At 71.1% G+C, this 2,224-nt stretch carries 2 protein-coding genes; both read right to left on the reverse strand.

Annotated features, from left to right (window positions below):
* Window positions 1–343 precede the first annotated feature (343 nt).
* Complete coding sequence (locus AOK08_RS40940) at window positions 344–1,255, reverse strand: 4-(cytidine 5'-diphospho)-2-C-methyl-D-erythritol kinase (RefSeq protein WP_241827318.1); 912 nt, start codon at window positions 1,253–1,255, stop codon at window positions 344–346.
* The gene (gene rsmA, locus AOK08_RS40945) at window positions 1,252–2,205 is read right to left on the reverse strand and encodes a 16S rRNA (adenine(1518)-N(6)/adenine(1519)-N(6))-dimethyltransferase RsmA (protein ID WP_079054572.1); all 954 of its coding nucleotides are present in this window, start codon (window positions 2,203–2,205) and stop codon (window positions 1,252–1,254) included. The genes AOK08_RS40940 and rsmA overlap by 4 nt, the downstream gene beginning before the upstream one ends.
* Window positions 2,206–2,224 lie beyond the last annotated feature (19 nt).

Here is a 2,224-nt window from a genome sequence, read left to right on the forward strand (position 1 = left end):
GGTCCGGCGACGGGAGGGGGTTGGGGAGGGGGATGAGGGGGGAGGTACAGACACGGAGATGCCTTCCAAGTCCTGGGGAGTTGGCAACTCAAGGGGGACCCCACGCCGCCGCGCGCACTCCTGGGAATCATGACGCGCGATGTGTCCGGTGAGTCGGGTGAGTCAGGTGAGTCAGGTGATGGACGGCGGCGAGTGCTTGAAGTTGAAAAGACCTTACTCGTCACTCCCGCCCCACCCGCACCGGTCCAGGCCAAAGAACCGTGAATTCCCTGTGGGTGTCGGACAAATGGGTTGACTTCCAGGTAACGGCAACTCCGCGCACTCATCGGCGCGTCACTCACCGTTACAGCACGCTGGCGCCTGGTACCGGTCCGGCGGCCACCCGTACGGCACGACAGGTGCCGGAGTGCGACAGCGCCTCAGCGATCCGCCGCGCGGCCACCGCGTCCCGCGCGAGGAACGCGGTCGTCGGACCGGAACCCGAGACCAGCGCGGTCAGCGCGCCCGCCGCCCTGCCCGCCGCGAGGGTGTCGGCGAGGGCCGGGAAGAGCGAAAGGGCGGCCGGCTGAAGGTCGTTGGAGACCGTGGCGGCGAGCGCGTCGGGGTCTCCGGAGGCGAGCGCGGCGAGGAGTTCCGGCGAGGCGACGGGCGCGGGAATCTCACTGTCCGCTACGGCGGCCAGCCGGTCGAACTCCCGGAAGACGGCGGGCGTCGACAGCCCGCCCTCCGCCATCGCGAACACCCAGTGGAAGGTGCCGCCGGTCTCCAGGACCGTCAGTTTCTCGCCGCGTCCGATCCCGAGCGCGGCCCCGCCGACCAGACTGAACGGCACATCGCTGCCCAACTCCGCGCAGATGTCGAGGAGTTCGACCTGCGAGGCACCGGTCCCCCACAGCGCGTCGCAGGCGACGAGCGCCCCGGCGCCGTCGGCACTGCCGCCCGCCATGCCCCCGGCGACGGGGATGTCCTTGGCGATGTGGATGTGCACGTCGGGCGTACGGCCGTACCGCTCGGCGAGCGCGACGGCGGCGCGGGCGGCCAGATTCGTACCGTCCAGGGGGACTTGACCGGCGTCGGGCCCCTCACAGGTGATCCGGAGTTCCGCCGCCGGGGTGACGGTCACCTCGTCGAAGAGGCCGACGGCGAGGAAGACATTGGCGAGGTCATGAAAGCCGTCGGGGCGCGCGGCACCCACCGCGAGCTGGACGTTGACCTTGGCGGGTACCCGTACCGTCACGCTCTGGCTCACGCTCACAGTTGCCCGAACTCCTCATCACCAGTGGGCTGTTGGACCTGGTTCTCCACGACATCACCAGTGTGCGCGATATCGCCAGTGGGCTTCTGGACCTTGTTCTCGGCGATCCGGACGAAGTCCTCGACGCCGATGGACTCGCCGCGCGCCTGCGGGGAGACACCGGCGGCGACGAGGGCGCTCTCGGCGGCGGCGGCCGAACCGGCCCACCCGGCGAGGGCGGCGCGCAGCGTCTTGCGGCGCTGGGCGAAGGCCGCGTCCACGACCGCGAAGACCTCACGCCGGTCGGCGGTCGTCTTCAGCGGCTCGGCCCGCCGGACGAGCGAGACGAGCCCGCTGTCGACGTTGGGCGCGGGCCAGAACACGTTGCGCCCGATGGAACCGGCCCGCTTGACCTCGGCGTACCAGTTGGCCTTCACGGACGGTACCCCGTACACCTTCGACCCGGGCGGCGCGGCGAGCCGGTCGGCGACCTCGGCCTGCACCATCACCAGGGTCCGTTCGATGCTGGGGAACGTCTCCAGCATGTGCAGCAGCACGGGCACGGCGACGTTGTAGGGGAGATTCGCGACCAGTGCGGTGGGCGGGGGGCCCGGCAGCTCGGTGACGCGCATGGCGTCGGAGTGGACCAGCGAGAACCGGTCGGCGCGGGTGGGCATCCGGGCGGCGACGGTGGCGGGCAGCGCGCCCGCGAGCACGTCGTCGATCTCCACGGCCACGACCCGGTCGGCGGCCTCCAGCAGCGCGAGGGTGAGCGATCCGAGCCCCGGCCCGACCTCGACGACCACGTCGTCCGGCCGCACATCGGCGGTGCGCACGATACGGCGGACGGTGTTGGCGTCGATCACGAAGTTCTGCCCACGCTGCTTGGTGGGCCGCACGCCGAGAACATCGGCCAGCTCACGGATGTCGGCAGCGCCGAACAGGGCATCGGGGGCGGGGCTGGTACTCACGGGTCCAGAGTACGGGGGG

This window comes from Streptomyces graminilatus (assembly GCF_001418565.1).
Taxonomy (GTDB): Bacteria; Actinomycetota; Actinomycetes; order Streptomycetales; family Streptomycetaceae; genus Streptomyces; species Streptomyces graminilatus.